Annotated in this window: 22 protein-coding genes; 4 read left to right on the forward strand and 18 right to left on the reverse strand. The window is 66.2% G+C overall.

Annotated features, from left to right (window positions below):
• Positions 1–7: 7 nt before the first annotated feature.
• Positions 8–904, reverse strand: a complete 897-nt coding sequence (locus AABF56_RS26635; protein WP_272808060.1) for a hypothetical protein — start codon at positions 902–904, stop codon at positions 8–10.
• 273 nt (positions 905–1,177) lie between these two features.
• On the opposite strand from AABF56_RS26635, the gene AABF56_RS26640 reads away from it, so the two are divergent.
• The 4 genes from AABF56_RS26640 to AABF56_RS26655 all read left to right on the forward strand — a co-directional run bounded on the left by AABF56_RS26640 (position 1,178) and on the right by AABF56_RS26655 (position 6,112).
• Positions 1,178–2,227, forward strand: a complete 1,050-nt coding sequence (locus tag AABF56_RS26640; RefSeq protein WP_272808059.1) for a helix-turn-helix domain-containing protein — start codon at positions 1,178–1,180, stop codon at positions 2,225–2,227.
• A gap of 89 nt (positions 2,228–2,316) precedes the next feature.
• A complete protein-coding gene (locus AABF56_RS26645) occupies positions 2,317–3,690 on the forward strand; it encodes a transaminase (protein WP_272808058.1) in 1,374 nt (457 codons plus the stop codon).
• A gap of 8 nt (positions 3,691–3,698) precedes the next feature.
• The gene (locus AABF56_RS26650; RefSeq protein WP_338341923.1) at positions 3,699–5,075 is read left to right on the forward strand and encodes a glutamine synthetase family protein; all 1,377 of its coding nucleotides are present in this window, start codon (positions 3,699–3,701) and stop codon (positions 5,073–5,075) included.
• Positions 5,076–5,077: 2 nt separating this feature from the next.
• Positions 5,078–6,112, forward strand: coding sequence for a histone deacetylase family protein (locus AABF56_RS26655; protein WP_272808056.1), 1,035 nt, complete (start codon positions 5,078–5,080; stop codon positions 6,110–6,112).
• Between the two features lie 3 nt (positions 6,113–6,115).
• Here the strand turns inward: AABF56_RS26655 and AABF56_RS26660 are convergent, their stop codons facing one another.
• The 17 genes from AABF56_RS26660 to AABF56_RS26740 all read right to left on the reverse strand — a co-directional run bounded on the left by AABF56_RS26660 (position 6,116) and on the right by AABF56_RS26740 (position 24,719).
• Positions 6,116–6,406, reverse strand: a complete 291-nt coding sequence (locus AABF56_RS26660; protein WP_272808055.1) for a type II toxin-antitoxin system RelE/ParE family toxin — start codon at positions 6,404–6,406, stop codon at positions 6,116–6,118.
• A 6-nt stretch (positions 6,407–6,412) separates the two neighbouring features.
• Positions 6,413–6,649 (reverse strand): CopG family ribbon-helix-helix protein, encoded by a 237-nt coding sequence (locus AABF56_RS26665; protein WP_064333185.1) that lies wholly within the window; start codon positions 6,647–6,649, stop codon positions 6,413–6,415.
• Between the two features lie 41 nt (positions 6,650–6,690).
• Entirely contained in the window at positions 6,691–7,839 is a 1,149-nt protein-coding gene (locus AABF56_RS26670; RefSeq protein ID WP_244766059.1) for an alpha-hydroxy acid oxidase, read from the reverse strand.
• Between the two features lie 442 nt (positions 7,840–8,281).
• A complete protein-coding gene (gene fba / locus AABF56_RS26675; protein ID WP_272808054.1) occupies positions 8,282–9,325 on the reverse strand; it encodes a class II fructose-bisphosphate aldolase in 1,044 nt (347 codons plus the stop codon).
• A gap of 246 nt (positions 9,326–9,571) precedes the next feature.
• Positions 9,572–12,280 carry a DNA translocase FtsK gene (locus AABF56_RS26680; RefSeq protein ID WP_272808053.1) on the reverse strand — a complete coding sequence of 903 codons (2,709 nt, stop codon included), beginning with the start codon at positions 12,278–12,280 and terminating at the stop codon, positions 9,572–9,574.
• A 107-nt stretch (positions 12,281–12,387) separates the two neighbouring features.
• Positions 12,388–13,455 carry an ABC transporter ATP-binding protein gene (locus AABF56_RS26685; RefSeq protein ID WP_272808052.1) on the reverse strand — a complete coding sequence of 356 codons (1,068 nt, stop codon included), beginning with the start codon at positions 13,453–13,455 and terminating at the stop codon, positions 12,388–12,390.
• Positions 13,456–13,466: 11 nt separating this feature from the next.
• Entirely contained in the window at positions 13,467–14,297 is an 831-nt protein-coding gene (locus AABF56_RS26690; RefSeq protein WP_272808051.1) for a carbohydrate ABC transporter permease, read from the reverse strand.
• 4 nt (positions 14,298–14,301) lie between these two features.
• Positions 14,302–15,225 carry a carbohydrate ABC transporter permease gene (locus AABF56_RS26695; RefSeq protein WP_272808155.1) on the reverse strand — a complete coding sequence of 308 codons (924 nt, stop codon included), beginning with the start codon at positions 15,223–15,225 and terminating at the stop codon, positions 14,302–14,304.
• An 86-nt stretch (positions 15,226–15,311) separates the two neighbouring features.
• Positions 15,312–16,571, reverse strand: coding sequence for an ABC transporter substrate-binding protein (locus AABF56_RS26700; RefSeq protein ID WP_272808050.1), 1,260 nt, complete (start codon positions 16,569–16,571; stop codon positions 15,312–15,314).
• A gap of 40 nt (positions 16,572–16,611) precedes the next feature.
• Positions 16,612–17,784: a PLP-dependent transferase gene (locus AABF56_RS26705; protein WP_244766053.1), complete on the reverse strand. Its 1,173-nt coding sequence runs from the start codon at positions 17,782–17,784 to the stop codon at positions 16,612–16,614.
• On the reverse strand, positions 17,781–18,503 hold the full coding sequence (locus AABF56_RS26710; RefSeq protein WP_244766052.1) for a FadR/GntR family transcriptional regulator: 723 nt from the start codon (positions 18,501–18,503) through the stop codon (positions 17,781–17,783). The genes AABF56_RS26705 and AABF56_RS26710 overlap by 4 nt, the downstream gene beginning before the upstream one ends.
• A 177-nt stretch (positions 18,504–18,680) precedes the next feature.
• Positions 18,681–19,076: a monovalent cation/H(+) antiporter subunit G gene (gene mnhG / locus AABF56_RS26715; RefSeq protein WP_272808049.1), complete on the reverse strand. Its 396-nt coding sequence runs from the start codon at positions 19,074–19,076 to the stop codon at positions 18,681–18,683.
• Positions 19,073–19,354 (reverse strand): K+/H+ antiporter subunit F, encoded by a 282-nt coding sequence (locus AABF56_RS26720; RefSeq protein ID WP_244766050.1) that lies wholly within the window; start codon positions 19,352–19,354, stop codon positions 19,073–19,075. The genes mnhG and AABF56_RS26720 overlap by 4 nt, the downstream gene beginning before the upstream one ends.
• Positions 19,351–19,827, reverse strand: coding sequence for a Na+/H+ antiporter subunit E (locus tag AABF56_RS26725; protein ID WP_272808048.1), 477 nt, complete (start codon positions 19,825–19,827; stop codon positions 19,351–19,353). Before AABF56_RS26725 ends, AABF56_RS26720 begins: the two co-directional genes overlap by 4 nt.
• Before the next feature lies 1 nt (position 19,828).
• Positions 19,829–21,466, reverse strand: coding sequence for a monovalent cation/H+ antiporter subunit D (locus AABF56_RS26730; protein WP_272808047.1), 1,638 nt, complete (start codon positions 21,464–21,466; stop codon positions 19,829–19,831).
• Positions 21,463–21,801, reverse strand: a complete 339-nt coding sequence (locus tag AABF56_RS26735) for a Na+/H+ antiporter subunit C (protein WP_244766047.1) — start codon at positions 21,799–21,801, stop codon at positions 21,463–21,465. The genes AABF56_RS26730 and AABF56_RS26735 overlap by 4 nt, the downstream gene beginning before the upstream one ends.
• The gene (locus AABF56_RS26740) at positions 21,801–24,719 is read right to left on the reverse strand and encodes a monovalent cation/H+ antiporter subunit A (RefSeq protein ID WP_272808046.1); all 2,919 of its coding nucleotides are present in this window, start codon (positions 24,717–24,719) and stop codon (positions 21,801–21,803) included. The genes AABF56_RS26735 and AABF56_RS26740 overlap by 1 nt, the downstream gene beginning before the upstream one ends.
• Positions 24,720–24,798 lie beyond the last annotated feature (79 nt).

Here is a 24,798-nt window from a genome sequence, read left to right on the forward strand (position 1 = left end):
GCCGTCGTCAGGCCGCCGCGCTGGTGCGTCCGGCCGGCAGGGCCTCGCGCAACAGCAGGTCCGTCAGGGCGAACTTGTCCGCGAACCAGCGGTCCGCCGCATGCCACATGGCCGGCGTCAGCCGGATGTCGTGGCCACCGCGCGCCGTGGTGGTCAGGAGGCCGGCATCGCGCGCCGCCTCGACGATGCGGCGGACATGGGTGCGCGACACGCCCGTCTGCATGGCAAGCCGCTGGTAGCCGGAACCGATGACGGCATCGCCGCCGTCCCGGCCGCCCCGCAAGAGAAGCAGCAGGATCATATAGCCGCAATCATGGGCGAAGAACGGCGCCAGCGGCAGATGGCGGCGGATAAGCCGGCTGAGGCCCGGCAGATGCGGCAGCGTCGCCCGGCGTATGGCACGGTGCAGATCCGGCTCCAGCGGCCCGCTCCGCCCCTCCATCGGCGAAAGCCCAAGCGCCGACAAACCATCGACGAGAAGACCGAGAATGCCGGCATCGCGCGCCAGAAGGGCCGCGCTCGGAACAAGCAGCCGCACGCGCCGGTCCGATGCATGCGGCTGCTGCGTGAGGAAACCGTATTTGCGCAGACAGGAAACCTGGGCCTCGACCCGGTTGCGGCTCGCCACGCCGAGTTCCGTGACCTCGCGCTGGAGTCGCCCGAGCGTCAGCCAGGTGGAGGATTGCCCCATGTCCTGGCCCGCATGCAGCGAAAGCGCGGCGAGATAACAGAGGAACCGGCCCTCCTCCAGGATAAGCCGGTTGAAGAGGTGGTTGCCCTCATAGAGGGCGAGCTTGCCGGCCACCAGCCGGTCCCGCGCCGCGGCAAAACCCGGCGCATTCAGGAATTCGAACGGCGGCACCTGGAAGACCAGCGCGCTGTCGGCAAAGGAAACCTGATCCATACCTCTTCCTCGATCCGGAACGATGCGCCCGCCGTCGTGTTTGCCGCAGCACCGCGGGCCCGAATGGACCCTTTATTTTCCATGGGGTTGCAGCCCGATGAAACTGTCAATTGTATTAGGAATGCCAATGGTCATTATGAGACAGGAGGCCAAAAGAATGAGACGCCGTGCCAAGCCTGCAAATCCGGCACGACGGCGAATTTCCGGGAACCTTCGCCCGTTCCGCCTCTTGGATAGGCAAGACCGCCCGTTACCGAACCGCCGCGAGAGAGAATGAGCCCCGCCGCCAAGTTGCCCTCCAACTCCGTCCTTGCCGAAGCCGGCGCGCACTGTCGTCGGGAAAGCCAGCTCTTTGCCGAAACGCTCGACCCCGTCTTCCGCACGACCATGACGACGCCGGAGCGGATCGACGATTTCCGTGCAAGCCTCTCCACCTACTTCATGGGCCCTGCCCTGTTCTTCGCCGCCGAAATGCTCGGCACGACCTATCGCTTCGCGCGCGACCCCGGCCGCATCGCCCGCAGCGGCCTCGACCTCATCTTCGTGCAGGTGACGCTCGATGGCTGCGACCGGCGCACGGTCGCCGGCGAGACGGTGTTGGTGGAGGCGGGCGACATCTCCCTCTTCGACCTGTCGCGTCCCATGCAGGCAGAGACGCAGCATTGCCGCAATCTCACGCTCGTGCTGCCGCGCCACCTGCTCTTCGCCAAGGAGGCGCAGAACGACGCCCTGCACGGCCTGCTCCTCAAGCGCTCGACGAGCACGGCCCGGCTGGTCGGCAGCCACCTGCGCGCCCTTTTCACGGACCTCACGGACATCACCCCGGCCGAGGCGCCGGCCATCGTCACCGCCACGGCCAATCTCGTCACCAATCTCGTCGGCCCGCAGGTCGCCGAGCGGAGCCAGCCCTCGCCCACGGTGCGCGGCGCCGTCATCATGGAAATCCGTCGCTACATCGAACAGAACATCGCCCTGCCGGATCTCGGGCCGGACCACCTGTGCAAGATGTTCGGCCTGTCGCGCGCCTCGCTCTACCGGCTGTTCGAGCCGATCGGCGGAGTCACCGACCATATCCGCACCCGGCGCCTGCGCGCAGCCTTCGACATGCTGGCGAACGAGCGCAAGCGCACGGTCGGCGAGATCGCCTATGCCTGCGGCTTCTCCGATACGTCCGCCTTCTCCCGCGCCTTCCGCCACCAGTTCGGCATGAGCCCGAGCGAGGTGCGCGAAATGGGCGACCGCAGCGCGCTGCAGAAGGGCTCCGCGGAAAAGCAGGCGGCCGCCTCCGTGCACGACTGGCTGCGCATCGTCAGTGCGCTGTAGCGCCTCCGGCAGGCATCTTGTCGTTTGACACTTGAAATCACATCAACCAATATGTGATCACATTTCTTGAGGACTTGCTGGAGAACGGGATGGAGAGGGCGAACCTGGAGGCGCGCGCCCGCGCGCTCATCGAGGCGGAGGCAGAGGTTTTTCGCGCGCGGCGGCCGCGTTCGGCGGCGGCACATGACGAGGCGACATCCGGTTTCTTCGACGGCGTGCCGCAGCACTGGATGCTCGACTGGCCGACGCCCTTCCCCCTCGTCGTCGATGAGGCCAGCGGGGCGGAGCTCGTCGATCTCGACGGCAACCGCATCGTCGACGTCTGCCTCGGCGACACCGGCGCCATGTTCGGCCACGGCCCCGCCCCGGTTCTCGAAGCCCTGAAGAATGCCGGCACGCGCGGCCTCACCACCATGCTGCCCTCCTCCGACGCCGCGGCGGTCGGCCGCCTGCTGGTGGAGCGCTTCGGCCTGCCGCGCTGGCAGCTCGGCGCCACCGCCAGCGACGCCAACCGCTTCGCCATCCGCGTCGCCCGCGCCGTCACCGGCCGGGCGAAACTTCTCGTCTTCGACGGCTGCTACCACGGCGCTGTGGACGACACGCTGGTGGATCTCGTCGACGGCAGGACCGTTTCCCGCCGCAACCTGCTCGGCCAGGTGCGCGATCTCGGCGAACTCACCGTCTCGATCCCCTTCAACGACGAGGCGGCGCTGGAAAAGGCGCTCGCCGGACACGACATCGCCTGCGTCCTCGCCGAGCCCGTCATGACGAACTGCGGCATGATCCCGCCCGCTCCCGGCTTCCATGCCGCGCTGCGGCACCTGACGCGCGCGGCCGGCACGCTGCTGCTCATCGACGAGACGCACACCATCTCCACGGGCCTCGGCGGCTACAGCAAGGTGCACGGCCTCGAACCGGACCTCATGGTGATGGGCAAGCCGATCGGCGGCGGCGTGCCGGTCAGCGTCTGGGGCATGACCCAGGCGATCTCCGACAGGCTGCACGTCATCCGCCGCGAGCAGAGCGGCCACGGCCATTCCGGCATCGGCACGACGCTGTCGGGCAGCGCGCTGCAGCTCGCCTGCCTGCGCGCCTGCCTCGAACAGGTGATGACCGAGGAGGCCTATCGCATCATGCAGGAGCGCGCCGACCGCATCGAGGCCGGCTTCAAGGCGGCCATCGCCGCCGCGGGCCTCGACTGGACCGTCGCGCGCGTCGGCGCGCGGCTGGAGGTTGTCTTCTCGCCGGTCCCCGTGCGCAACGCCGCGGAGGCGCGTGCCGCCGCGTCGGACACGATCGAGGCGGCCCTGCATCTTTCCATGCTGAACCTCGGCTACCTCCTGACGCCCTTCCACAACATGGTGCTCGTCAGCCCCGCCCTTTCGGAACGGCAGGCCGACGGTCTCGTCGCGGCCTTCGCGACCGTCACCGGACGCCTTGCGGAACGGAGGGCCGCCGCGTGAGCCGCGACATCGCCACCCGCCCGCCGGAGGCCGCCGACATTTCGGAGGCCGAAGCGTTCCTTGCCGCGCATCCCGAAATCACCGCCTTCGACCTCGTCCTGATCGACCTCAACGGCATCGCGCGCGGCAAGATCATCCGGCGGCACGAGCTGCTGGCGATCTTCCGCTCCGGCCGTCACCTGCCCGGCTCGATCCTCGGCCTCGACGTGACGGGCGAGGACGTGGAGGAAACCGGCCTCGTCTGGTCGGATGGCGATGCGGACCGGCGGGCCTGGCCGGTTGCCGGCTCGCTCGTTCCCCTGCCCTGGACTTCCCCGCCGCGCGGCGAACTGCGCCTCGCCCTCTTCGAGCTCGACGGCACGCCGATGGCGGCCGACCCGCGCCATGCGCTGGCCCGCCAGGTGAGGCATCTGGAGGCAGACGGTTTTCACCCCGTGCTCGCCTACGAGCTGGAATTCTACCTGCTCGACCGCGAGCGCGCGGCCGATGGCACCTTCCAGCCGCTGCGCCTGCCGCTTTCCGGCGAACGGCCGGATGGCATCCAGGTCTATGGCGTCACCGAGCTCGACCGGCTGGAGCCCTTCATCGACGCCGTCTATCGCGGCGCGGAGGCACAGGGCCTGCCCGTCGAGACGATGATCTCGGAATATGCGCAGGGCCAGTTCGAGCTGACGCTGCGCCACGGTGCGGCGCTGCGCGCCGCCGACGACCTTGCCATGCTGAAGCGCCTCCTGCGCGCCCTCGCCGTCCGCCACGGCATGATGGCCTGCTTCATGGCAAAGCCCTTCGCCGGCCGTGCCGGCTCCGGCATGCATGTGCATGCGAGCCTTGCCGATGCCGGGGGCGTCAATCGTTTCGCCGACCAAAGCGAGGCGCTCTCGCCCCTCCTGAAACAGGCCGTCGCCGGCCTGCTGGAAACGATGCACGAATCCATGCTCGTCTTCGCCCCGCATCTCAATTCCTGGCGCCGCTTCTCCGCCCAGAGCTATGCGCCGACGACGCCGACCTGGGGCACCAACAACCGCAGCGTCGCGGTGCGCATTCCGGCCGGCTCCCCCGCCGGGCGCCATCTGGAACAGCGCGCCGCCGGCATCGATTCCAACCCCTATCTCGTCGGCGCCGCCGTGCTTGCCGGCATGCGCAAGGGCATTGTCGACCGGGCCGACCCCGGCCCCGAAACCACGGCCTATGCGGAAAATGCCGGCGACGCGCTGCCGCCGGACTGGCGCAGCGCCATCGAGACGGCCGCCCGCTCCGCCTTCCTGAAGGAGGCGCTCGGCGAGCGGCTGCACCACGTCTTCCTCGCCCTCAAGCGCGCCGAATACCGCCGCTTCGCCGCGGAAGTCACCGCACTCGAACGCACGCTCTATGGTGAAGTCGTCTGATCATGAAAACCTTCTATACCGCCGATCATCACCTGCATCACAGCGGCATGGAACTGTCCTTCGGCCGCATCGTCGAGACCTTCGAGAAGCCGGAGCGTGCCGAAATCGTTCTCAGGCGCGTCAAGGAGGCCGGCCTCGGCCCGGTGATCGAGCCTGCCGCCTACGACCGCGCGGCCATCGAGCGTGTCCACACGCCGGACTATCTCGATTTCCTGCAGAACGTCTTTGCCGAATGGCGCGCCGCCGGCCGCGACGGCGAGGTCTGGCCCTATAGCTGGCGTCACCGCTCGATGCCGATGCTCGACGCCCCGCCGGCCGGCCTCGATGCGCGGCTTTCCTACTATTCCTTCGACATGGCGGGCTCGATCACGGAGACCACCTGGCAGGCCGCCAGGCGCGCCGCCGACACGGCGCTTGCCGGCGCCGATGCCGTGCTGTCCGGCGAACGCGCCGCCTTCGCGCTCTGCCGACCGCCCGGCCACCATGCCGGCCGCGATTTCTTCGGCGGCTACTGCTATCTCAACAATGCCGCCATCGCCGCCCAGCGCTTCCTCGACAACGGCCACGCCCGCGTCGCGATCTTCGACGTCGACTACCACCATGGCAACGGCACGGAGGAGATCTTCTACGATCGCGACGACGTTCTGCTGGCGAGCCTGCACGGCGACCCGGATTTCGAGTTTCCCTTCCATCTCGGCTATGCCCGCGAGCGTGGGGCCGGCAGGGGCGAGGGCTTCAACCTCAACTATCCCCTCCCCGCCGGCACCGGCTGGCTCGAATGGCAGGCCGCCTTCGAGGATGCGCATGCACGGATCGGCGCCTATGCCCCGACCGCCCTCGTCGTCTCGCTCGGCGTCGATGCATTCAAGGAAGACCCGATCTCGCAGTTCAAGCTGGAAAGCGAGCATTTCCTCGCCATCGGCCGCCGCATCGCCGACTTCGCCCTCCCGACACTCTTCGTCATGGAAGGCGGCTACGCGGTGGACGCCCTCGGCATCAACGCGGTGAATGTCCTGCAGGGGTTCGAGGGCGCCTGACAGTCAAAAGGTGTCTGGCCATTCCCGCGCGCCATGCTGCACGAAGAGAACGTCGATTCGGGTTTCCAGCACACGATAGGCGACGATATAGGGTGTCCCCGGCACGACGAGCTCTCGCGTTCCCGCGATCTCGCCGGGCCGCCCGATGAAGGGATTGTCGGTCAGCAGGCGCCGGGTGCGGCTGTGGATAGCCGTTACGGTGCGCGCTGCAGCGGCAGGATTGCGCTCGGCGATGTAGTCGCCTATCGCCTCAAGCTCCCGAAGATAACGGCGGGTCCAGACGACCTTCGCCATCGGCGATCAGCGCGCCGCATATTTGTTGAGGACGAGCGCGATCTCGTCCTCGCTCGCAAAGTCGCCGCGCTCCGCATCGGCAAGCCCTGCCTCGACGCCCTCGATCCATTTTTCCTGCCAGGCAAGCGAGCGACCATGCGCCAGCGCATCCTCGATGATCTGCCCGCGGGTCAAGGACGACCGTGCCGCCAGCGCATCGATGCGGCGATCAAGGTCCTTGGAAATGTCGTCACGCTTGTCCATGCCGCATTCTCGCATGAACCCTGCTGCCCCGCCAGCCCCGCTCAAAGATCGGTGTGCAGGTTCTTCCGCGACAGGTTCTTCACGTCGCGTTCGCCGCAGAGCGCCAGGGTGACGTCGAGTTCCTTGCGGATGATCTCGAGCGCGCGGCGCACGCCCGCCTTGCCGCCGGCACCGAGGCCGTAGAGGAAGGGGCGGCCGATATAGGTGCCCTTGGCGCCGTAGCAGAGCGCCTTGAGGACGTCCTGGCCGGAGCGGATGCCGCCGTCGAGATGAACCTCCATCCTGTCGCCGACGGCATCGACGATGCGCGGCAGCATGCTGATCGAGGAGGCGGCGCCGTCGAGCTGGCGGCCGCCATGGTTGGAGACGATGATGGCGTCGGCGCCGCTGTCGAGCGACATGCGCGCGTCCTCCTCGTCAAGGATGCCCTTGAGGATGAGCTTGCCGCCCCAGCGGTCGCGGATCCATGCGATGTCCTTCCAGGACAGCTGCGGATCGAACTGTTCCGAGGTCCAGGAGGAGAGCGAGGAGAGGTCCGTCACGCCCTTGGCGTGGCCGACGATGTTGCCGAAGGTGCGGCGCTTGGTGCCGAGCATGTCGAGGCACCAGAAGGGCCGTGTCGCCATCTGCCAGACGTGTTTCGGCGTGAAGCGCGGCGGGGCGGAGAGGCCGTTGCGCAGGTCCTTGTGGCGCTGGCCGAGGATCTGCAGGTCGAGCGTCAGCACCAGCGCCGAGCAGCCGGCCGCCTTGGCCCGGTCGATGAGGTTATGGACGAAATCCTTGTCCTGCATCACGTAGAGCTGGAACCAGAAGGGTTTCGACGTGACGGAGCGCACGTCCTCGATCGAGCAGATGCTCATGGTGGACAGCGTGAAGGGCACGCCGGCCTCCTCCGCCGCCTGCGCGGCGAGCATCTCGCCGTCGGCATGCTGCATGCCGGTGAGCCCGGTCGGCGCGAGCGCGACGGGCATCGACACCGGCTCGCCGATCATCTCGCTGGCCAGCGAGCGGTTGGTCATGTCGACGAGCACGCGCTGGCGCAGCTTGACCTTGTGGAAATCGTCCTCGTTGGCCCGGTAGGTGCCCTCGGTCCAGGCGCCGGAATCCGCGTAGTCGAAGAACATCTTCGGCACGCGGCGGCGCGCCCGGTCCTTGAGGTCCGCGATCGTCAGGGCCTGGTCTACGCTCATGCTGTCTGTCCTCGCATCATCCGGCTTTTCGGGGTTGCATCCTTTTACGAGGGGGCGCACAGGCCTGCAACGGCTTCCTGCCGGTTTCGGCAGGAAAGATGCATCCTCATATGAATGAGATATTCAGGAATAAGGAATGGTGCGGCGGCGCTGTCAATGCGCATTTCCTGACCGGCAGCCGGAGCCGCAAGGAAAATCGCCCTACCGGCAGACCGGGAGGGCAATCGCATATGGAATGCAGTCATCGCCCCAGCTCCCTTCTCCCCCGGGGGGAGAAGGTGCCGGCAGGCGGATGAGGGGGAGGTCGAAGGCGTAAAGGATTTGTCCGAGCCACCCCCTCATCCGGCCCTTCGGGCCACCTTCTCCCCGCGGGGGAGAAGGGGTTACGGCATCGTCTTGCCCCACATGCGATTGCCCTGCGGTAGGCCAGGAGGCCGAAAGCTTACTTGGTGGCGTAGAACTTCGCCATGTCGGGCAGGCGCTTGACGCGGATGCCGGAGGCCTTGCCGGCGGTGCGGAAGGCTTCGAAGCGCTCCTTGCAGACGTCCGCCATCAGGGCGGTCGCCGGCTTCAGGTAGTTGCGCGGGTCGAAATTGTCCGGCTTTTCCTTGAAGTTCTTGCGGATCGTGCCGGTCATGGCAAGGCGCAGGTCCGTGTCGATATTGACCTTGCGCACACCGAGCGGGATCGCCTTCTGGATTTCGGCGACCGGCACGCCCCAGGTCTGCTTCATCTCGCCGCCATAGGCGGTGAAGAGATCCTGAAGGTCCTGCGGAACCGAGGAGGAGCCGTGCATGACGAGATGCGTGTTCGGCAGCTTCTTGTTGATCTTCGCGATCGTGTCGATCGACAGAATGTCGCCGTCCGGCGCGCGGGTGAACTTGTAGGCGCCGTGGCTGGTGCCGATGGCGACGGCCAGCGCGTCGACGCCGGTCCTGGAGACGAAGTCGAGCGCCTGGTCCGGGTCGGTCAGCAGTTCCTCGCGGGAAAGCTTGCCCTCGAAGCCGTGGCCGTCTTCCTTGTCGCCGGCGCCCGTTTCCAGGTTGCCGAGACAGCCAAGCTCACCTTCGACCGAAACGCCGGCCGCGTGCGCGATCTTCACGACCTCCGCCGTCACGTCGACATTGTATTCGTAGCTGGCAACGGTCTTGCCATCGGCGAGCAGCGAGCCGTCCATCATGACGGAGGTGAAGCCGTTGGTGATGGCCGAAATGCAGGTGGAGGGTTGGTCGCCGTGGTCGAGATGAAGGCAGACCGGGATATGCGGATATTCCTCGGCCGCACCGAGGATCAGGTGGCGCAGGAAAGCATCGCCCGCATAGGCGCGCGCACCGCGGCTCGCCTGCAGGATCACCGGAGAATCCGTCGCATCCGCCGCGCGCATGACCGCCTGGATATATTCCAGGTTGTTGACGTTGAATGCGGGCAGTGCGTAGTCGTTCTCCGCTGCGTGATCGAGCAGTTGCCGCATGGTGATCAATGCCATTCCTGTCCTCCTTTGGATGCCGGTTTCTCGGGTCGGCGGCACTATTCACAGATCGTTCCGCCATATGCAACAGGCCGGAAAGACCCTATTCCAAGCCAAATCGATTAAATGTGACAGGCGCAACAAGTTTCCCGTGGACATGACGAAAATCCGGCCCGCGCTGGCGGGCCGGATCGAGAAAGGCGTTGCGATTCAAATAAGTAGGACAAATGCCCGGCGACTGGGCAATCGCCGCCGGCATAACCGTCACTCGTCGTCGCTCGGCTCTGGCGCCTGGAAGCTGCCGCGCTCGCCGGAGATGATCTCCCGCTTGCCGACATGGTTGGCGGGGCCGACGAGGCCTTCCTTCTCCATGCGCTCGACGAGGGAGGCGGCGCGGTTGTAGCCGACGGCAAGCCGCCGCTGGATATAGGAGGTCGAGCACTTGCGGTCGCGCATCACGACCTTGACGGCCTTCTCGTAGAGGTCGTCGCCGTCTTCCGCCGCGATATCGCCCTTGTCGAACACCGCGCCGCCGGCCGCCGGCTTCTCGTCCTCTTCTTCCTCTTCCTCGGCCGTCACGGTCTCCAGATATTCCGGGCGCCCCTGGGCCTTCAGGTGCAACACGACCTTTTCGACCTCCTCGTCGGAGACGAAGGGACCATGCACGCGGGAAATGCGCCCGCCGCCGGCCATGTGCAGCATGTCGCCCTGGCCGAGCAGCTGTTCGGCGCCCTGCTCGCCGAGGATGGTGCGGCTGTCGATCTTCGACGTCACCTGGAAGGAAATGCGCGTCGGGAAGTTGGCCTTGATCGTGCCCGTGATGACGTCGACCGAGGGGCGTTGCGTCGCCATGATCAGGTGGATGCCGGCGGCACGCGCCATCTGGGCGAGCCGCTGGATCGCGCCTTCGATCTCCTTGCCGGCGACCATCATCAGGTCGGCCATCTCGTCGACGATGACGACGATATAGGGCATCGGATCGAGGGCGAGCTCCTGCTCCTCGTGGATCGCCTCGCCGGTTCCCTTGTCGAAGCCGGTCTGGACGCTGATCGAGATCGTCTCGCCCTTGTCGCGCGCGGCGGCCACGCGGTTGTTGTAGCCGTCGATGTTGCGCACGCCGAGGCGGGACATCTTCCGGTAACGGTCCTCCATCTCGCGCACCGCCCATTTCAGCGCCATGACGGCCTTCTTGGGATCGGTGACGACGGGGGTCAGCAGATGCGGGATGCCGTCATAGATCGACAGTTCCAGCATCTTGGGGTCGACCATGATCAGGCGGCATTCTTCCGGACGGAAGCGGTAGAGCAGCGACAGGATCATCGTGTTGATGGCGACGGACTTGCCCGAGCCGGTGGTGCCGGCGACGAGCAGGTGCGGCATCTTGGCGAGTTCCGCGATGACGGGTTCGCCGCCGATGGTCTTGCCGAGGCAGATCGGCAACTTGAAGCCGGTCTTGGCGAAATCCTGGCTCTCGATCATCTCGCGGAAATAGACGGTCTCGCGGGTCGCATTCGGCAGTTCGATGCCGATGACGTTGCGGCCGGGTACGACCGCGACGCGAGCAGACAGCGCCGACATGGAGCGGGCGATATCGTCGGCAAGGCCGATGACGCGGGAGGATTTGACGCCGGGCGCAGGCTCGAATTCATAGAGGGTGACGACCGGGCCGGGGCGGACATGGATGATCTCGCCGCGCACGCCGAAATCCTCCAGCACGCTTTCGAGGAGGCCGGCATTCTGCTCCAGCTGTTCCTGGGTCAGCACGTAGCCGACGGTGCCCGGAGGCTCCTGCAGGAGTTCGCGCGGCGGATATTCGTAGGCATCGCCGGCCGGCGTCGCCATCATGACCTGGAACGGCCGGGCGCGCGACAGCACCGAGGACGGGGTTTCGCGCACGGGCTCGACAGCAGCAACCGGGGTGACGGCCGGCGTGACGGCAACCGGGACGGGCTGGACCTCGGCGACGACCGGAACGGGCTCAGCGACCGTCTCGACGACCGCCACGGGCTCCGCCTTCACCTCGGCAACAGGAGCGAGTTCGACCGCCGCAGTCCGGGCAACGGCCGGGCGGCATTCGACGACGCGGAAGAGTGAGGCGATGGAAGGTACTTCCTGACGCACCCCCGGAACCGCGACGGGCTTCGGCACGGCCACGGCGGCCGGTGCGGGAACGGGCGCCGGCATGCGCACCACGGTGACGGCCGGCCTTGCCGGCCGCTCGACCGCATCCTCGTCCGGCACCAGCGTTTCCCAGAAGGCGTGGTCGGAGAGGTTGGCAAAACGGCTGATTGCGGTACGCACGTCGGTCTTCTCGGCTGGCTTTGTGGTGGAAATGGCCGGTTTGGCGACGGGGACGACCGCCGCTGCGGCAACGGGTGCCGGCAGCGGGCCGGCCGGTTTGAACACGACGGCGGCATCGGCAGGCGTTCCGCTCGTGCCCGCATCGACCACGGCCTGCACCAGCGGCGGCACCGGCTCGACAATGGCTGCCGCTGCGGCAGCCTCGGCCTGCTGTGCCTCGGAGCGGCGGCGGCGCTCCTCCAGCGCCTCGCGCAGGCGCTGCAGCAGTTCCGTCTGGGAAAGCTGCGCCATCTCGGCAGGCTGAGCCGCCGGCTGGACGGCCTGCTCGACCGCCGGCTCGGCCTGCTGCATCTCTTCCGCGGCCGCCTCCTCGATCCTGGCGGCGACCTTGTCGGGGGTACGCGTGAAGCGGACATTCGGCGCCATGTAGAAATGGCTCTCCCAGCTTCCGTCGGCATACTGGCCGGGGTCGTAGCTCCGCAGCACCGGCGAGCGGAAACGCGGGCGATAGTCCTCGTCGTTGGCGACCGGCTCACCGGCCGCATGCCAATCTTCGGCCTGCGGGAGGGAATCCGGCAAGGCATTGTTTTCGCGGGAATAATACGGCGCTTGTTCGCCGGCTCCCTCTTCGGTTTCAAGGATGGGGTAGAAGTTTGTTCTGGAAATACGCATGAACCTGCAAACTCGACGATCATTGCCGATAGGGATGCGTAGATGGTTAGGAAATGAAGGTTAACATTGTCTTTGGACGGGACCGAAATCGTGTTCACGATCCCGTTTCATTCCACCCGCTGGCCCTGCGTCCCGAAGAGGTGAAGCCGCTCCTGCGGCAGGTCGACGCGGACCGCCGGGCCGGGATCCAGCATCGCCCGGTCGAGCGTGAAAATTTTAATCGGGACATCGTGGATGCTCACATGCATGATGATGCCGAAGCCCGTCGGCTCGATGAGGTCGACCTTCGCCTCCAGCGCGCCGTGCGCATCGAGCACCACATGCTCGGGGCGGATGCCGAGCGTCGCCGTCGCGCCTGATTCGATGCCGGCCCTTCGCGGGACGGGCAATGTCACCCCGTTCGCCAGCCGCAGCTCCGCCTGGTCGCCTGATACGAGATAGCAGCCCTCGAAGAAGTTCATGCCCGGCGAGCCGATGAAGCCCGCGACGAAGAGATTGGCCGGCCGGTCGTAGAGATCGAGCGGCGTACCGACCTGCTGGACGACGCCGGCATGCATGGCGACGATCCGGTCCGCCAGCGTCATGGCCTCGATCTGGTCGTGGGTGACGTAGATGGAGGTCGCATGAAGATCGCCGTGCAACTTCTTGATTTCGGCGCGCATCTGTTCGCGCAGGCGTGCGTCGAGGTTGGACAGCGGCTCGTCGAAGAGAAAAGCCTTCGGCTGGCGCACGATGGCGCGCCCCATGGCGACACGCTGGCGCTGGCCGCCGGAAAGCGCGCGCGGGCGGCGCTCCAGCAGCGGATCGAGACCGAGTTTCGCAGCGGCCCCGCCGACGGCGCTGGCGATCTTCTCCTTCGCGGTGCGGCGGAGCTTCAGGCTGTAGCTCATGTTGTCGGCGACGCTCATATGCGGGTAGAGCGCGTAGGACTGGAACACCATGGCGATGTCGCGATCCTTCGGGGCAAGGTCGTTGACCCGCCTGCCGTCGATGCGGATGTCGCCGGACGTGACGTCCTCCAGCCCCGCGATCATGCGCAGCAGCGTGGATTTCCCGCAGCCCGAGGGGCCGACCAGCACGATGAACTCGCCGTCGCGGATGGTGAGGTCGACGCCGTGCAGCACGGAAAAGGTGCCGAAGCTCTTGCGGATGTCCTGGATGTCGATGGAAGCCATGGAAGACCCTTTCAGCCTTTGACCGCGCCGGCCGTCAGGCCCTGCACGAGGTAGCGCTGGATGAGGAGGAAGAAGAGGCAGGCCGGAATGAGCGCGAGAATGCCCGCCGCCATCATCTGCCCGAAATCGACCGAGAATTTCGAGACGAAGGTGAGAAGACCGACTGGGAAGGTCGCCGCGTCGTTGCCGGAGATCAGCATCAGCGCGAAGAGCAGCTCGCTCCAGGCGGCGGTGAAGACGAAGCCGAGCGTCGCGGCGATGCCGGGCAGCGTCAGCGGCAGGATGATCTGGCGGAAGGCGACGAACTGCGTCGCCCCGTCGATCATCGCAGCCTCCTCCAGGTCCTTCGGAATGCCGTCGAAGAAGGACTGCATGAGGAAGGTGGCGAAGGGCACGTTGAAGGCGGTGTAGACGATGACGAGGCCGGTCAGGCTGTTGGTGAGGCCGAGCGGCGAGAGCATCTTGAAGATCGGCGCGACCAGCATGACCAGCGGGAACATCTGCGTGACCAGCATCAAGGCGACGATCCAGTACTTCGCCCGGAAACGGAAGCGCGACAGGGCATAGCCGGCGAGCGAGGCGAGGATGGTGACCGCCACGGCCGTCGAGCCGGCGACGATCAGGCTGTTCTTGAAGAAGGTCGGAAAGGCGCTGTGGGCGATGACGAACGTATAGTGCTCGAAGGTGGCGCGCGAGGGCCACATGCGCACGCCCTCGCTGTAGAGCAGGTCGTTCGGCGTCACCGAGACCTTGAGCAGCCAGAACAGCGGAAAGAGCGCGACGACGATATAGGCGAGGATCGCGAGCCGGTGCGCCACGGTGAGGAAAGGCTTGCTTCTCATGGTCTCACCCCTTGTTCAGCAGCGTCTGGCGCAGAAGCACGATCAGCATGGAATAGGCGAGCAGCAGGACCAGCAGCACGAGGGCGATGGCCGAGGCGTAGCCGAAATCGAGGCGCTTGAAGGCCTGCGTGAAGATGTAGCTGGCGACGATCTGCGTGCGGTCGGCCGGCCCGCCATTCGTCATGACGACGATGAGGTCGGCGAAATTCGAGATCCAGACGGTGCGCAGCAGGATGGTGATGGCGATGGTGGGCGCGAGGAACGGCAGGGTGATCGAGAGGAAGCGCTGGACCGGCCCTGCCCCGTCGATGCTGGCCGCCTCGTAGAGATCGCGCGGGATCGCCTGGAGCGCGGCAAGCAGGGTGATGGCGAAGAAGGGAATGCCCCACCAGACATTGGCCGCGATCGGCCCCCACATGGCGAGCTGCGGGTCGGAGAGAATGTTGTTCGGCGCATCGAGAATGCCGAGCGCATGCATCCAGTGCGGCAGCGGGCCGATGACCGGGTTGAACAGCCAGGCCCAGTTGAGGCCGGCAAGGAAGCTCGGCACGGCCCAGGGCAGGAAGACCAGCGCCTGCGCCAGGCCGCGGCCGGCAAAAGGCTTGTCCAGGAGCAGCGCGAGGATGAGGCCGAAGATGAACTGCAGGAAGACCGAGGCGCCCGTCCACCACAGCGTGTTGCGCAGCGCCCGGAAGAAGGCCTGGTCCTCACCCAGCGCGCGAAAATGATCGAGCCCGATGAAGCCGCCGGAAAACGGGTTCAGCAGCTGGATATCGCGGAACGCATAGGAAATGCCGAGCACCAGCGGCACCAGCATGACGGCGATGATGAGGATCAGCGCCGGCGCGCTGTAGAGATAGGGTTCCGATGCGTCGGCAATCCGCTTCCTGAGCGGCCGCACGGCGTACGGATGGGCGGCAAGGGTCATCGTCTCGCTTCCGTTGAAGGTGGCGGGGCGTTCCAAACAGTGTCTCCGGGCGGAGCCTCGTTTCTCCGCCCGGAGCGTTCCTCAGCCTATTTCTTGGCGAGGAACTTTTGCTGGGCCTTGGTCAGGTAGTCCGCCCACTGGTTGGCAAGGTCCTCCGGCGTGATGTCGCCGAGAAGGGCTTCCTGCGAGGTCTTGATGACCAGTGAATCCTTGAAGAAGGCGAACTCCTCCAGATGCGTCGGCATCACGGTCGGCACGGCATCCTTGTCCTCCAGCTCGGCGAACCAGCCCTTGAACTGCTCGCTGGCATAGAACGGGTCCTTCTCCGCGGACGTGTGCACCGGCAGCGCGCCCGTGCGCTTGTTCCACTCGATATTGCCTTCCGGCCCTTCGAGCGTCTCGATCAGCTTCCAGGCGAGGTCCTTGTTGGCGCTGGAGGCGAACATCGACCAGCCGGCGAAACCGATCGTCGGGAAGGTCTTTCCGGCCGGCCCCTTCGGCATGGTCATGATGCCGTAGTCTTCCGCCTTCATGCGCTCGGCAATGGCGATGAGCGCGTCCGGGTCCTGGTCGAGGAAGGCGCAGGTGCCCGAATAGAAGCCGGCGACGATCTCGTTGAAGCCCCAGTTGACGCTGTCCTTCGGGGCGTAACCGTTCTTGTAGAGGTCGATCAGGAAGGTCAGGCCCTTCACCCAGCCTTCGCTGTTGAAGGTGGAGGTGCCGTCCTCGTTGAAGAATTTATTGTCGCCGGCCATGGTGGCGCCGAACATCACCCAGCCGTTGAGCCCGCCCGGGCCGCCGCGCAGGCAATAGCCGTATTTGCCGGGCAGCGCCGAAACCTTCTTGGAGGCCTCGGCGAATTCGTCCAGCGTCTTCGGCGGCTCGGAAACGCCGGCCTCTTCGAGCAGCTTCTTGTTGTAGAACATGGCCCGCAGGTAGAAGCCGTAGGGCAGCATATAGGCCGTGTCGTCGATGTCGCGGCCGAGCTCCAGGGCACGCGCCGTCAGGCCGGACGTATGCTCCCATTTGGAAAGATAGGGCTCCAGGCTCTCCAGCATGCCGTTGTTGGCATAAAGCGACAACCAGGTGTCGGGCATTTCCATCACGTCCGGCACCTCGCCGGCCGAGACCATCGTGGCGAACTTCTGGAAGGCCTCGCCCCAGGGCAGCGAGATGATCTCGACCTTGGCGCCGGGATTTTCCGCCTCGAATTTCCCGACGATGGATTTCAGCGTCTCGGTGCGCTCGGGGCTGGTGATCACCTCGACGAGCTTGAGCGTCGTATCGGCCAAGGCGCTCGACGCCATCAGCGTGGTGATGAGTGCTGCAGTCAAAAGTCTCTTCATGGTCGTTCCCTCTTTTCTGGTTCTGCTTCGAAGTTTGACGTCAGGTTTCGGTCGCGGCCGTTATCGCCGCGTCCAGATCACTCCACAGGGCCTCGGTTCCCTCCAGGCCGACATGGAGACGCACGGACCGCGCATCGATGCCGAAGGCATGCGCGGAATTCGGCTCGGCTTTCTGCTGAAGCACCACCTCGCCCGGCACGATCAGGCTCTCATGCCCGCCCCAGGAGACGCCGAGCTTGAAGAGCGTCAGGCGGTCGGCGAAGGCGCGGATGTCGATGCCCTCGCGAAAGGTGAAGGAGAAGAGGCCCGACGTGCCGGTCAATCCCGGCGGCAGGCGGTTGGCGAGCGCTGGATGGAAGACCTTGTCGACGATGTCGAGCGCCTGCAGGCGCCTGGCGATTTCAAGCGCCGAGGCCTCGTGCGCCTTCATGCGGATCGGCAGGGTGCGCAGGCCCCGCACCAGCAGCCAGGCGTCGAAGGGCGAGAGCTTGCCGCCGAGATAGGGATAGGCCTCCGAGCGGATGCGGCCGACCAGCTCCTTCGAGCCGGCGACGACACCGGCGACGACGTCGCTGTGGCCGCCGAGATATTTCGAGGCCGAATGCAGCACGAGATCGACACCGAGCGTCAGCGGCCGCTGGAAGACGGGGCTTGCCCAGCTGTTGTCGATGACGCTGACGATGCCGTGGCGCCGGGCAAGGGCGGCGAGCGCGCCGACATCGTGCGCCTCCATCACCCAGCTCGTCGGGCTTTCGAGATAGAGCAGCTTGGCGCCCGGCAGGGCTTTTGCCACCGCCTCCTCGTCGCGCCCGTCGACATAGGTCACCTCGATCTTCATGCGCTTGAGATGCGTGCCGAACAGGCGGAAGGCATCCGGATAGCAATGGCGCACGGCGACGATGCGGTCGCCCGGCTCGACGAAGGAAAGCACGGTGGAGGAGATCGCCGCCATGCCGCTCGCAAAGCCCAGCGCGTCCTCGCCGCCTTCCAGCTTCGCCAGCATCTCCTCGAAGGCGCGCACCGTCGGGTTGAGGCCGCGCGTGTAGATCGGCCGCACGATCTCGCCGCGATAGGCGGCCACCATCTCGTCATAGTCCTTGAAGGTGAAGAGCGAGGTCTGCACGATGGGCGGCACCACCGCGTCGAAGGCGTTCGCCTCGTCATGGGCGACGGTGAGGGCGGCAAAGTCGAACGGATCGGCTCCGTTGATCATCGGGACATGTCCTTGATGTCTTCCTCGACGACGGCGAGGATCTTCAGGGTTTCCGCCCGCGCCGCCTCGGGATCGCGGGCGGCGATGGCGTTGAAGAGCGTGCGGTGGAACGGGAAGGAACGGCGGGCGAAGTCCGGCCGGTTGAACGGCTTTTCCCAGAAGCGCTCGAAGGCGCCGCGCATCTGCTCCAGAAGCTGCTTGAACAGCGGATTGTGCGTGGCATCGTAGATGGCGAGGTGGAAGGCGAGGTCTTCCGGCCCGGACGTGCCCTTGGAGAGATGCACCCGCTCCATCTCGTCGAGCTTCGCCTCGATGACGGCGACGTCCTCCGCCGTGCGCCGCCGCGCGGCCACCATGCCGGCCTCGCATTCGATGCCGCGGCGAACCTCCAGCGTCTGGAGCAGCACGTCGCGCAGATGCGCCGCATCGAAGGAGAGCGGCATGTGCACCGTCGCCGTGGTGATCGGCTTCAGGAGATAGGTGCCGCTGCCCTTTCGGCTCTCGATGACGCCGAGCGCTTGGAAATGGCGGATCGCCTCGCGGATCGTCGAGCGGCCGACCGCCAGCGCCGCCATCAGCTCGCGCTCGGCCGGCAGCCGGTCGCCGGCCGCAAGGCTGGCGCGGTCGATATAGGAGGCGAGCGCCTCCGTCACCTGCCGCGCCCGGTCGATGGGCGGCAACGGCTCGATCTGCGGCCTGTCGCTCGGTTCGCCTGGCATGATGCCAATACCCCTGTTTCGCGTCAGCTTCTCAAATTGGTCTGACATCTTAGCATTATGCGGCGAGCCTCGGCTGTCAAGCGCCAATCATCCATGAGCAGCTTCATCGCCCATGAAAAACGGGCCGATCAAAGATCGGCCCGTCCGGGAATGACGATGGAATGGAAAGCCTCGCCGCTATTCGCCCGCGGCGGGCTGCCCCTCGGCCTCCCGCTCGAGCGGCGCCTCGGCCGGCACCTCCGGATTGCCCTCCGCCCGGTCGCGGTGCAGGGCGGCGCGGGCGAGCAGCATCAGCGTGACGGGCGTCGTCACCGTCACGAAGATGCCGATCAGGATCTCGTGCACGACGGGACGGGTGGCGAGCACGGTGAAGAAAATCATCGAGGCCATGACGATGCCGCCCGTGCCCCAGCTCGTGCCGAGCGTCGGTGCGTGGATGCGCTCGTAGAAGGTCGGCAGGCGGGCAAAGCCGATCGTGCCGGTGAGCGTCAGGCCGGCGCCGACGACGAGGAAGAAGGAGACGGCCAGCGCCGCCCAGGCCGGCAGGTCGCCCGCATGTTCGATCACGTTCATTCGATCACCTCCCCGCGCATCAGGAACTTGGCAAGGGCGACGGTCGCCACGAAGCCGAGCATGCCGATGACGAGCGAAGCCTCGAAATAGATGACCTTGCCGGTGCGCATGCCGAAGACCATGAGCAGCAGCATGGAGTTCACATAGAGCGTATCGAGCGCCAGCACGCGGTCCTGCGCGCGCGGGCCGCGGAACATGCGCAGCGCCGCAAGCGCCATGGCGATGGCGAGGAACACCTGCGCGATGGTGACCGACCAGGCGAGGATCGTGTGGCTCATTTGAAGATCTCCATCAGCAGCGCCTCGTAGCGGGTCTTGATCAGCGCCTGCCACTCCGCCTCGTCGACGAGGTCGAGGACGTGGATCAGCACCGTCTTGCTGAGCGAATTGTATTCCAGCCAGGCCGTGCCGGGCGTGCTCGTTATGACGACGGCAAGCACCGCCAGCGCCGTCGGGTTTTCAAGCTCGATCGGCACGGTGATGAAGCCGGACTTGTGCTTGCGCCGGCCGCCGGTCAGCAGGATCGAGGCGACGGCAAGGTTCGAGCGCAGGATATCGTAGAGCACGATGCCGACGAGCTTCGGAAGCAGATACCATTTCGGCAGGCGCGGCTTTACGGGGCGAAGCGCCGCCATGCCCCAGGAGGCGAAGACCGACACGATGCAGCCGAGGATGAGGTGGCCGGGCGTGAAGCCGTTGAGGGCGAGCCACATGATGACGAGCGAGGCGCTGAGCAACGGATAGGGCAGCATGTCAGATCCCTCCCCCGCCGTCCGGTCCGCTGGGTTCGGCAACCCCTGCGCGGCGTGCATTGATCACGGCGTCGATATAGACGGCCGGCTGCTGCAGATTGCGGATGGTCTCCTCCATATAGCCCATCGCCGGACCGGCCTTGATGGTGAGCGCCAGCGTCAGCGCGATCAAAAGCATGACCGGCGCCATCTCCATGACGAGGACGCGCGGCACGGTGCCCTCCATCGAGGCCCAGAAGGTGCGGATGCCGGCGCGGGTCATCGAGATCAGCGCCGCCAGCCCCGACAGGATGAGCAGGCCGACGATCCACCACGCGGACGCGGCGATCGGCGCTTCGCTGTTCGCACCCGTTCCGATCATGCCCGACAGCATGGCGAATTTCGCGACGAAGCCCGAGAGCGGCGGCAGGCCGGAGAGCAGGATGCCGCAGGCGGCAAAGCAGATGCCGAGCACGGCGATCGTGCCGGGCATGGTGACGCCGACCTCGACCTCCTCGTCTTCCTCGTCCGCATCGCCGTAAGCCTCCATGGTCACGGCGAGAACCGAGGCGCCCGCATCCTGCCCGCGCTCGACGAGTTCGATCAGCATGAAGAAGGCGGCGATCGTCAGCGTGGAACTGACCATGTAGAACAGCGCGCCGGCCGTCACCTGGCCGTTGCTGAAGCCGAGGACGGCCAGCAGCGTGCCGGAGGAGACGAGCACGGAATAGCTCGCCAGCCGCCCGAGCGCCTGCGAGGCGAGAACCCCGATCGTGCCGAAGGCGATGGTCGCCATGCCGCCGTAGAGCAGCACGTTGAGGCCGAGGCCAGCCGAATCCCCCTGCCCGAAGACGAGCAGCGAGAGCCGGAGGATGACATAGATGCCGACCTTGCTCATGATGGCGAAGATGCCGGCGACGGGCGCCGTCGCGGCGCTGTAGGCGCCCGGCAGCCAGAAGTTCAGCGGCCACATGCCGGCCTTGATGAGGAAGACGATGCCGAGGATGCCGGCGCCGGCCTCCAGCAGCATGCGCCGCTCGCCCTCGATCTCGCCGATGCGCACGGCAAGGTCCGCCATGTTGAGCGTGCCGGCCGAGCCGTAGATGGCGCTGACGCCGATCAGGAAGCAGAGCGCGGCGGCAAGGTTGACGGCGATATAGTGCATGCCGGCCTTGACGCGCATGGAGCCGGAGCCGTGCATCAGGAGGCCGTAGGACGCGGCGAGCATCACCTCGAAGAAGACGAAGAGGTTGAAGAGATCCCCCGTCAGGAAGGCGCCGTTGAGGCCCATCAGCAGGAACTGGAACAGCGAATGGAAATGCGCACCCGCCGCATGCCAGCGGGCAAGCGCGAAGACCAGCGCCGGGATGGCGAGGATCGAGGCGAGGACGAGCATCAGCGCCGAGAGCCGGTCGACGACGAGCACGATGCCGAAGGGCGCCGGCCAGTTGCCGAGCAGGTAGACACCCTCGAAACTGTCCGGGCCGTTGTTCGCCAGGCGGAACAGGCTGATGGCGATCGCGGCGAGCGCAAGGCACGACACGACGCTGATCATCGCCTTCAGGACGCGGTCGCGCTCGTCGAAGAACAGGAGGAGCGCGCCCGCGACGAGCGGGATGAGGATGGGCGCGATGATGAGGTGTTGCTGCCAGCCGCTCATTTCGGCTGCTCCCTGCCGTCGACATGGTCCGTGCCGGTGAGGCCGCGGGCGGCGAGCAGCACCACGAGGAAGAGCGCCGTCGTGGCAAAGCCGATGACGATGGCGGTGAGCACCAGGGCATGCGGCACCGGATCGGTCATCGTCGAGATGTCGACGCCCTCCTCCAGCAGCGGCGCAGCATTGGATTTCACCCCGCCGACGGCGAAGATGAAGAGGTTCACCGCATAGGACAGCAGCGAGAGGCCGATGATGACCTGGTAGGTGCGCGGGCGCAGGATGAGCCAGACGCCCGAGCCCGTCATGATGCCGATACCGATCGAAAGAACGAGTTCCATCAGGCCTCCTCCGCCTTGGGGGCTTCGAGATTGCGAACCCGATGCATGCGTATGGACTGGTGCGCGAGCGCGATGAGGATCAGCACCGTCGCGCCGACGACGAGCGAGAAGACCCCGAGGTCGAAGAACAGCGCGGTCGCCGCCGGCACCTTGCCGATGAAGGGTATCTCGACATATTGCGAATAGCTCGTCAGGAACGGATAGCCGAACGCCCACGCGCCCATGCCGGTGATCGCGGCCAGCAGCAGGCCGACGCCCATCCAGCGCAGCGGCAGGATGCGCAGCCTGTCCTCCGACCAGCGCACGCCGCCGCCCAGATATTGCAGCAGGAAGGCGATCGCCATGGTGACCCCGCCGGCAAAACCGCCGCCCGGCAGGTCATGGCCGCGCAGGAAGAGATAGATGGCGAAGGTGATGATGACCGGGAACATCCACTGCATGATGACCGAAGGCACCAGCAGGTAGTCGCGCACCGTGTCGCCCGCCGAGCGCTCGGGGCGTTCGGCGTCATAGGCGGCCTGGATAAGCTGCTGCTCCGGCTTCTCGATGCTGTCCGGCGCGGGCCGGAAACGGCGCAGGAGCGCGAAGACCGTCAGCGCCACGATGGCCAGAACCGCGATCTCGCCCATCGTGTCGAAGCCGCGGAAATCGACGAGGATGACGTTGACGACGTTTCGCCCTCCCCCTTCGGTATAGGCCTTTTCGAGGAAGTAGCTGGCAATGGCGTCCGGCACCGGCTGGTTCATGATCGCGTAGGAGAAGACGAACATGCCGAAGCCGCAGGAGACCGCGAGCAGGAAGTCGCGGAAGCGGCGGCTGCGGGCCGACAGGGTGACGGAGTTGTCGACCTTCTCCGAGCGCTTGGGCAGCCAGCGCAGGCCGAGCAGCAGCAGGACCGTCGTGACGATTTCCACGACGAGCTGCGTGATGGCAAGGTCTGGCGCGGAGAGCCAGACGAAGGTGATGCAGGTCGTGATGCCCGCGCCGCCGAGCAGGACGAGCGCGGCAAGGCGATGATATTTCGCCTGATAGGCCGCACCCAGCGCGCAGAAGGCGCCGATGCTCCAGATGGCGGCGAAGATGGGATCGATGTCACCGAAGACCAGCGGCGTCGGCGCAAAGCCCGCCATGTAGAGCGGCACAACGCCCGCCAGCAAGCCGGCCGCCGCGACGAGGCGCAGCTGCGGCTGGAGATTGCGGGTGCTGAGGCGGCTCTCAAGCCAGCGCGCCCATTTCCAGGAGACCGTGACGAGCACGCGCTCGAAGATGCGCTGGCCGCCGAGATGGCGGAAGAGCGGCGGGCCGTCGTCGCATCTGGCAAGATAGTCCTTCAGCACCGCGTAGAGCGCGGCGCCGCCGATGAGCGCGATCATGCTCATGATGAGCGGGGTGTTGATGCCGTGCCAGACGGCGAGGCTGTATTCCGGCGTGCGCGTGCCGAGCACCGAGACGACGGCCGAATGCAGGAACGGGCCGATCGAGAGCGACGGGATGATGCCGACGACGAGGCAGGCGAGCACCAGGAACTCGATGGGGAAGCGCATCCAGTGCGGCGGCTCGTGCGGCTTGGGCTTCGGCAGGTCGGTCGGCTCGGGGCCGAAGAAGACCATGTGGATGAAGCGGAGCGAATAGGCGACCGAGAAGGCGCCGGCAAGCGTGGCGACATAGGGCAGCATGCGGTCGAGCACGGAATCGGCATGCGTCTCCACCGCCTCGGCGAAGAACATTTCCTTGGAGATGAAGCCGTTGAGCAGCGGCACGCCGGCCATCGCCGCGCTCGCCACCATGGCGAGCGTGCCCGTTATCGGCAGGTATTTGAAGAGCCCGCTCAATCGTCGCATGTCGCGCGTGCCGGTCTCGTGGTCGATGATGCCGGCGGCCATGAAGAGCGAGGCCTTGAAGGTGGCGTGGTTCATCATGTGGAAGATCGCCGCGACGGCCGCAACCGGGCTGCCGAGGCTGAGCAGCGTGGTGATGAGACCGAGATGGCTGATCGTCGAATAGGCGAGCAGCCCCTTCAGGTCCTGCTGGAACATCGCGAAATAGGCGCCGAGGATCAGCGTGCTGACACCGGCGATGCCGACTAGCATGAACCATTCATAGGTGCCCGACAGCGCCGGCCAGAGCCGCACGAGCAGGAAGACGCCCGCCTTCACCATGGTCGCCGAATGCAGATAGGCCGAGACCGGCGTCGGCGCGGCCATGGCATTGGGCAGCCAGAAGTGGAACGGCACCTGCGCGCTCTTCGTCAGCGCGCCGATGAGGATCAGTACGAGCGCCGTCAGGTAGAGCGGATGCGCCTTGATCTGATCACCGGACGAAAGCACGACGTCGAGATCGTAGCTGCCGACGATATGGCCGAGCACGAGGAGGCCGGCGAGCAGACAGAAGCCGCCGATGCCGGTGATCGTCAGCGCCATGCGCGCACCGTCGCGGGCGGCGGCATTGTTGTGCCAGTAGCTGATCAGAAGGAAGGAGAAGATGCTGGTCAGCTCCCAGAACACCGAGAGCAGGATGATGTTGCCCGACAGCACGATGCCGAGCATCGAGCCCATGAAGGCGAGCAGGAAGGAGAAGAAGCGCGGGACCGGATCCTCCTCCGACATGTAGTAGCGCGCATAGAGCACGATGAGGCAGCCGATGCCGGTGATGAGCATCGCAAAGAGCCAGGCGAAGCCATCCATTCTAAGCGTGACGTTGAGCCCGAGCTGCGGCAGCCATTCGAGATCGAGCCGGACCCTGCCGCCGTCGCGCACCGCGGGATAGAGCGCGGCCGTCAGCGCCAGGCTGACAAAGGCCACGGTACCGGACATGCGCGCGGCAAGGACCCTCGAATCGGTCCGCAGCAGAATGGTCGCCGCAAGGCTTCCCGCGAAGGGAAGGCAGACCAGCAGGACCAGAGTCATTTCACCTGTCATCGTTTGATCGATCGCTTTCGAACGTCAGAGCTTCTCATGCGCCGGCACGCCGGCGATATCGGGAAGACCGCGCGCGACC

The organism is Shinella sp. WSC3-e, from assembly GCF_945994535.1.
In the GTDB taxonomy this organism is placed as follows: Bacteria; Pseudomonadota; Alphaproteobacteria; order Rhizobiales; family Rhizobiaceae; genus Shinella; species Shinella yambaruensis.

What these genes read in the sequence shown, in the direction of transcription:
- mnhG (WP_272808049.1), bottom strand. Translation starts at nt 19,076, where the DNA reads ATGAACGTGATCGAACATGCGGGCGACCTGCCGGCCTGGGCGGCGCTG.
- AABF56_RS26710 (WP_244766052.1), bottom strand. Translation starts at nt 18,503, where the DNA reads ATGCCAGGCGAACCGAGCGACAGGCCGCAGATCGAGCCGTTGCCGCCC.
- AABF56_RS26725 (WP_272808048.1), bottom strand. Translation starts at nt 19,827, where the DNA reads ATGCTGCCCTATCCGTTGCTCAGCGCCTCGCTCGTCATCATGTGGCTC.
- AABF56_RS26635 (WP_272808060.1), bottom strand. Translation starts at nt 904, where the DNA reads ATGGATCAGGTTTCCTTTGCCGACAGCGCGCTGGTCTTCCAGGTGCCG.
- AABF56_RS26705 (WP_244766053.1), bottom strand. Translation starts at nt 17,784, where the DNA reads ATGATCAACGGAGCCGATCCGTTCGACTTTGCCGCCCTCACCGTCGCC.
- AABF56_RS26690 (WP_272808051.1), bottom strand. Translation starts at nt 14,297, where the DNA reads ATGAGAAGCAAGCCTTTCCTCACCGTGGCGCACCGGCTCGCGATCCTC.
- AABF56_RS26655 (WP_272808056.1), top strand. Translation starts at nt 5,078, where the DNA reads ATGAAAACCTTCTATACCGCCGATCATCACCTGCATCACAGCGGCATG.
- AABF56_RS26645 (WP_272808058.1), top strand. Translation starts at nt 2,317, where the DNA reads ATGGAGAGGGCGAACCTGGAGGCGCGCGCCCGCGCGCTCATCGAGGCG.
- AABF56_RS26735 (WP_244766047.1), bottom strand. Translation starts at nt 21,801, where the DNA reads ATGGAACTCGTTCTTTCGATCGGTATCGGCATCATGACGGGCTCGGGC.
- AABF56_RS26720 (WP_244766050.1), bottom strand. Translation starts at nt 19,354, where the DNA reads ATGAGCCACACGATCCTCGCCTGGTCGGTCACCATCGCGCAGGTGTTC.
- AABF56_RS26680 (WP_272808053.1), bottom strand. Translation starts at nt 12,280, where the DNA reads ATGCGTATTTCCAGAACAAACTTCTACCCCATCCTTGAAACCGAAGAG.
- fba (WP_272808054.1), bottom strand. Translation starts at nt 9,325, where the DNA reads ATGGCATTGATCACCATGCGGCAACTGCTCGATCACGCAGCGGAGAAC.
- AABF56_RS26740 (WP_272808046.1), bottom strand. Translation starts at nt 24,719, where the DNA reads ATGACAGGTGAAATGACTCTGGTCCTGCTGGTCTGCCTTCCCTTCGCG.
- AABF56_RS26665 (WP_064333185.1), bottom strand. Translation starts at nt 6,649, where the DNA reads ATGGACAAGCGTGACGACATTTCCAAGGACCTTGATCGCCGCATCGAT.
- AABF56_RS26640 (WP_272808059.1), top strand. Translation starts at nt 1,178, where the DNA reads ATGAGCCCCGCCGCCAAGTTGCCCTCCAACTCCGTCCTTGCCGAAGCC.
- AABF56_RS26660 (WP_272808055.1), bottom strand. Translation starts at nt 6,406, where the DNA reads ATGGCGAAGGTCGTCTGGACCCGCCGTTATCTTCGGGAGCTTGAGGCG.
- AABF56_RS26685 (WP_272808052.1), bottom strand. Translation starts at nt 13,455, where the DNA reads ATGGCTTCCATCGACATCCAGGACATCCGCAAGAGCTTCGGCACCTTT.
- AABF56_RS26700 (WP_272808050.1), bottom strand. Translation starts at nt 16,571, where the DNA reads ATGAAGAGACTTTTGACTGCAGCACTCATCACCACGCTGATGGCGTCG.
- AABF56_RS26695 (WP_272808155.1), bottom strand. Translation starts at nt 15,225, where the DNA reads ATGACCCTTGCCGCCCATCCGTACGCCGTGCGGCCGCTCAGGAAGCGG.
- AABF56_RS26730 (WP_272808047.1), bottom strand. Translation starts at nt 21,466, where the DNA reads ATGAGCGGCTGGCAGCAACACCTCATCATCGCGCCCATCCTCATCCCG.
- AABF56_RS26670 (WP_244766059.1), bottom strand. Translation starts at nt 7,839, where the DNA reads ATGAGCGTAGACCAGGCCCTGACGATCGCGGACCTCAAGGACCGGGCG.